The sequence below is a fragment of the Mucilaginibacter aurantiaciroseus genome, assembly GCF_024055595.1.
In the GTDB taxonomy this organism is placed as follows: Bacteria; Bacteroidota; Bacteroidia; order Sphingobacteriales; family Sphingobacteriaceae; genus Mucilaginibacter; species Mucilaginibacter aurantiaciroseus.
On sequence record NZ_JAMXOF010000007.1, the window covers coordinates 1 to 6,085 of the forward strand.

Consider the following 6,085-nt stretch of genomic DNA (forward strand, 5'->3'; position numbering starts at 1 on the left):
CACAAGATTGAGAGTTTAGATCGCAATGATCGACGACATAAAAGCCGAGCCGAGATGGTTAGGCGTAAAGTTCTTAAAAGAGATAGAGAATAAATTATGCAGCGTAACGGCAGCGGAATCGAAAGAGGAGTCTGATTGTTATCAAAGCGAACTTAAGGGAATGGGATAATGTAAGAGAATATTTTTTTTTACAGATTTCTATTGATTGAGTTAATAGGGTCTGGATTTGAACAAACACATTATACAATGGAGAGTTTGATCCTGGCTCAGGATGAACGCTAGCGGCAGGCCTAATACATGCAAGTCGAACGGGATTGAGAAGCTTGCTTTTCATGAGAGTGGCGCACGGGTGCGTAACACGTATGTAACCTACCTTAATCTGGGGGATAGCCTCTCGAAAGAGAGATTAACACCGCATAACATTACCGGACAGCATTTTCTGGTAATCAAATATTTATAGGATTAAGATGGGCATGCGGAACATTAGCTAGTTGGTAAGGTAATGGCTTACCAAGGCTACGATGTTTAGGGGATCTGAGAGGATGACCCCCCACACTGGTACTGAGACACGGACCAGACTCCTACGGGAGGCAGCAGTAAGGAATATTGGTCAATGGGCGCAAGCCTGAACCAGCCATGCCGCGTGCAGGAAGACGGCCCTACGGGTTGTAAACTGCTTTTGTACCGGAATAAACCTTTTCACGTGTGAGAAGCTGAATGTACGGTAAGAATAAGGATCGGCTAACTCCGTGCCAGCAGCCGCGGTAATACGGAGGATCCAAGCGTTATCCGGATTTATTGGGTTTAAAGGGTGCGTAGGCGGTTCTTTAAGTCAGGGGTGAAAGACGGTAGCTTAACTATCGCAGTGCCTTTGATACTGAAGAACTTGAATACACTTGAGGTAGGCGGAATGTGACAAGTAGCGGTGAAATGCATAGATATGTCACAGAACACCAATTGCGAAGGCAGCTTACTAAAGTGTCATTGACGCTGAGGCACGAAAGCGTGGGGATCAAACAGGATTAGATACCCTGGTAGTCCACGCCCTAAACGATGAATACTCGATGTTGGCGATATACGGTCAGCGTCTAAGCGAAAGCGTTAAGTATTCCACCTGGGGAGTACGCCCGCAAGGGTGAAACTCAAAGGAATTGACGGGGGCCCGCACAAGCGGAGGAGCATGTGGTTTAATTCGATGATACGCGAGGAACCTTACCCGGGCTTGAAAGTTAGTGAATGATTCAGAGACGAATCAGTCCTTCGGGACACGAAACTAGGTGCTGCATGGCTGTCGTCAGCTCGTGCCGTGAGGTGTTGGGTTAAGTCCCGCAACGAGCGCAACCCCTGTGAATAGTTGCCAGCACGTAATGGTGGGGACTCTATTCAGACTGCCTATGCAAATAGAGAGGAAGGAGGGGACGACGTCAAGTCATCATGGCCCTTACGTCCGGGGCTACACACGTGCTACAATGGATGGTACAGCGGGCAGCTACCTGGCAACAGGATGCCAATCTCGTAAAGCCATTCACAGTTCGGATCGGGGTCTGCAACTCGACCCCGTGAAGTTGGATTCGCTAGTAATCGCATATCAGCAATGATGCGGTGAATACGTTCCCGGGCCTTGTACACACCGCCCGTCAAGCCATGGAAGCTGGAAGTGCCTGAAGTGCGTAACCGTAAGGAGCGTCCTAGGGTAAAGTCGGTAACTGGGGCTAAGTCGTAACAAGGTAGCCGTACCGGAAGGTGTGGCTGGAATACCTCCTTTCTGGAGCATTATCCAAAAATTACCTGAGTACGCAAATGACAGTTTAACTGTTACCTGCATGATTATTTTCTTATTTATTCTCTAAAAAAAACAACCCGGAAGATAAAGCCATCGGTTGTGGTGCAGCCATAATAGTGGCAAGATTGTAAAGATAAACAAACAGTCCTGTAGCTCAGTTTGGTTAGAGCACTACACTGATAATGTAGGGGTCAGCAGTTCAAATCTGCTCGGGACTACGAAAGGCGAAGTCGCAGTAAGAAGTCGAATAGCAGTATCAACTGTTAGGGTAACTAACAACTGCCACTGAAATCTGAAAGGGGGATTAGCTCAGCTGGCTAGAGCACCTGCCTTGCACGCAGGGGGTCAACGGTTCGAATCCGTTATTCTCCACCAAGTTTGCGCGACGCAAACATTAACACTTTGAAATAAATTAAAGGAAATCAGCCAAATGGGGCTGGAGCATCCCGATTTCAGATCGGGAAGATCAGCGGTTCGAACCCGTTATTCTCCACTACACCCTCCGTTTCCTTAACAGGATAGGATATAATGCAAGTTATTATACACGTTGTATGATATAGGGTAAAGTTCTTTGACATATTGGAAGAAGTAATTAAAAAGAGAAAACAACAGTAGAGACGTTGTTTGGCTTTAGTTACAAGAAAGAAGAAACAAGATAAAAGATAGAAAGCTTCGGCAATAAATCTTGGTTCCTGAATCATGACATCGTGCAATTAAACGAGCAACATATCAAAAAGCATACAGTACTGAGCAAAAGCAGTACAAGTATAGAAGAAAGTAAGAAAGGGTACACGGGGGATGCCTTGGCTCTCAGAGGCGATGAAGGACGTGATAAGCTGCGATAAGCTGCGGGGATTAGCAAATATGAATTGATCCGCAGATTTCCGAATGGGGAAACCTAACTAGTTGAAGACTAGTTGCATATATGCGCAAACCTGCTGAACTGAAACATCTAAGTAAGCAGAGGAAGAGAAAATAATAATGATTTCCTGAGTAGTGGCGAGCGAAAGGGAAGAAGCCCAAACCAGATATGTTACGGCATAGCTGGGGTTGTAGGACCACAACATGAATATCAAAATGAACCGGAAGGGGGTGGGAAACCCCGCCATAGAGCATGAGAGCTGCGTACGGGTAAGTAATGATAGGATAGTGGTATCCTGAGTACCGCGAGGTCGGAGACGCCTTGTGGGAATCTGCCGGCACCATCCGGTAAGGCTAAATACTCCTGAGAGACCGATAGTGAACCAGTACCGTGAGGGAAAGGTGAAAAGAACCCCGAACAGGGGAGTGAAATAGAACCTGAAACCGTGTACTTACAAGCGGTCGGAGCACCTTCGTGGTGTGACGGCGTGCCTTTTGCATAATGAGCCTACGAGTTACTCCTCTCTGGCAAGGTTAAGTGTTTAAGACACGGATCCGAAGCGAAAGCGAGTCTGAATAGGGCGTATAGTCAGAGGGGGTAGACGCGAAACCTTGTGATCTACCCATGGACAGGTTGAAGGTGCCGTAACAGGTACTGGAGGACCGAACCGATAAACGTTGAAAAGTTTCCGGATGATCTGTGGGTAGGGGTGAAAGGCTAATCAAACTGGGAAATAGCTCGTACTCCCCGAAATGTTTTTAGGAACAGCGTGGTGGTTAAGTTATATAGAGGTAGAGCTACTGATTGGGTGCGGGGGAGTCAAATCCTACCAAATCCAGACAAACTCCGAATGCTATATAATATACACTGCAGTGAGGCTATGGGTGCTAAGGTCCATGGCCGAGAGGGAAAGAACCCAGACCATCAGCTAAGGTCCCCAAATTAACGCTAAGTTGAACTAACGAGGTCCGATTGCATAGACAGCTAGGATGTTGGCTTGGAAGCAGCCATTCATTTAAAGAGTGCGTAACAGCTCACTAGTCGAGCGATCGGGCATGGATAATAAACGGGCATTAAGCGTTATACCGAAGCTATGGATTATATACTATGTATATACTGGTAGGGGAGCATTCTAATTGCCGGTGAAGCAGGAAAGACAATTGACTGTGGAGGAATTAGAAAAGCAAATGTAGGCATAAGTAACGATAAGGCGGGAGAGAAACCCGCCCACCGAAAGACTAAGGTTTCCTGATCAACGCTAATCGGATCAGGGTTAGTCGGGGCCTAAGGTGAAGCCGAAGGGCGTAGCCGATGGACAACTGGTTAATATTCCAGTACTTTTTATAACTGCGATGCGGTGACGGAGTAGTGACACTGACGCGAACTGACGGAATAGTTCGTTAAAGGCCGTAGGTATAGGTTTGGTAGTTAAGTACGCCAGATTTGCTGAAAGCTGATAGTACACTGAGCCTTCGGGTAAGGTGATAGTTCAGGTAATCAGACTTCCAAGAAAACCCGCTAAGCTTCAGGTTATAAAAACCCGTACCGTAAACCGACACAGGTAGTCGAGGAGAGAATCCTAAGGTGCTCGAGTGAATCATGGCTAAGGAACTCGGCAAAATGGCCCTGTAACTTCGGGAGAAGGGGCGCTGATAGCAATATCAGCCGCAGTGAAAAGGCCCAGGCGACTGTTTAACAAAAACACATGGCTTTGCAAAATCGAAAGATGACGTATAAGGCCTGACACCTGCCCGGTGCCGGAAGGTTAAGAGGGGATGTTATTCGCAAGGAGAAGCATTGAATCGAAGCCCCGGTAAACGGCGGCCGTAACTATAACGGTCCTAAGGTAGCGAAATTCCTTGTCGGGTAAGTTCCGACCTGCACGAATGGTGTAACGATCTGGGCGCTGTCTCAGCCATGAGCTCGGTGAAATTGTGGTATCGGTGAAGACGCCGGTTACCCGCAACGGGACGGAAAGACCCCATGCACCTTCACTACAACTTAACATTGATATCGGATACAGGATGTGTAGGATAGGTGGGAGACTGTGATCATGCTTCGCTAGGAGTATGTTAGTCAACGTTGAAATACCACCCTTTCTGTATTTGGTGTCTAACTCGATAATGTCGAGAACATTGTTTGGCGGGTAGTTTGACTGGGGTGGTCGCCTCCAAAAAGGTAACGGAGGCTTTCAAAGGTAAGCTCAGTACGCTTGGTAACCGTACGTGGAGTGCAATAGCATAAGCTTGCTTGACTGTGAGGCAGACAAGCCGAGCAGGGTCGAAAGACGGATATAGTGATCCGGTGGTTCTGCATGGAAGGGCCATCGCTCAAAGGATAAAAGGTACGCTGGGGATAACAGGCTGATCTCCCCCAAGAGCTCATATCGACGGGGAGGTTTGGCACCTCGATGTCGGCTCGTCACATCCTGGGGCTGGAGAAGGTCCCAAGGGTTGAGCTGTTCGCTCATTAAAGTGGCACGCGAGCTGGGTTCAGAACGTCGCGAGACAGTTCGGTCCCTATCTGTTGTGGGCGTTGGAAGTTTGAGTGGGGCTGACCTTAGTACGAGAGGACCGGGTTGGACTAACCTCTGGTGAATCTGTTATGCCGCCAGGTGTACTGCAGAGTAGCTACGTTGGGAATAGATAAGCGCTGAAAGCATCTAAGTGCGAAACTAGCCACAAGATGAGACTTCCATTGAGGATCGTAGCAGACTACTACGTTGATAGGTTACAGATATAAAGGTGGTGACATCATAGTCGAGTAATACTAATAATCCGAAGCTTTCTCATAGCAGGTAATGAATGGTGGTAGAGAACCAAGACCGTAAGAAGTAAAAACCAGGAGTAATCCAGGTTTGTATATCCGATCTCTTGCCTCTATCACCGAGCAGAACAAAGCTGTTGTTTTCTCTGATACTTACTTCTTTCAATTATGTTTAAGTTTAGCCAAAAGCTGAAAGACGTAAGTCTGATGCCAAAAGCGAAAACAAATACCGAATTATACAGGAATAGTTAAAAGCATTATGTTTTTCGCTTTACCTTAAAAATATTCAGGTGCCTATATCGGCGGTGTCCACCTCTTCCCATTCCGAACAGAGAAGTTAAGCCCGCCAGAGCCGATGGTACTGCAGTAAAATGTGGGAGAGTAGGTCGGTGCCCAATCTTAATCCGTTAGTAAACGGACTAAACGAGAACCCTTCAATCAAAAGTTGAGGGGTTTCTTTGTTTTTAACCTTTTCCTGTTTGCCATGGCATGCCTGTAAAACTACGCCTTTCCAACAAGTCAAATGTTCACGTTCACGCTGGTGAACACACGCGCGTTTTTATAATGCGCTCACAATCAAACCTTCCAAAATTATACTACTGACAATATCGTGCCACCACCGCCTGTGGTTATTACCGGTATATTTGAGGGTAAACTACGTCCTGTAGCCCTAT

The 6,085-nt window shown here is 47.0% G+C and carries 1 protein-coding gene, 2 tRNA genes and 3 rRNA genes; all 6 read left to right on the plus strand.

Annotated elements, in window-relative coordinates; all coding sequences use genetic code 11:
- Window positions 1-25: 25 nt before the first annotated feature.
- The 6 genes from NAF17_RS17970 (at window position 26) to rrf (ending at window position 5,809) form a co-directional block, all read left to right on the plus strand.
- Window positions 26-169 carry a hypothetical protein gene (locus NAF17_RS17970; RefSeq protein WP_252759415.1) on the plus strand — a complete coding sequence of 48 codons (144 nt, stop codon included), beginning with the start codon at window positions 26-28 and terminating at the stop codon, window positions 167-169.
- Window positions 170-243: 74 nt separating this feature from the next.
- Window positions 244-1,765, plus strand: a 16S ribosomal RNA gene (locus NAF17_RS17975).
- Window positions 1,766-1,926: 161 nt separating this feature from the next.
- A tRNA-Ile gene (locus tag NAF17_RS17980) sits at window positions 1,927-2,001 on the plus strand.
- Between the two features lie 80 nt (window positions 2,002-2,081).
- Window positions 2,082-2,158, plus strand: a tRNA-Ala gene (locus NAF17_RS17985).
- Window positions 2,159-2,554: 396 nt separating this feature from the next.
- Window positions 2,555-5,437: ribosomal RNA gene (locus tag NAF17_RS17990) — 23S ribosomal RNA — on the plus strand.
- 260 nt (window positions 5,438-5,697) lie between these two features.
- Window positions 5,698-5,809 (plus strand): 5S ribosomal RNA (gene rrf, locus NAF17_RS17995).
- The 16S, 23S and 5S rRNA genes sit together here with 2 tRNA genes alongside, the layout of an rRNA operon.
- Window positions 5,810-6,085: the final 276 nt, after the last annotated feature.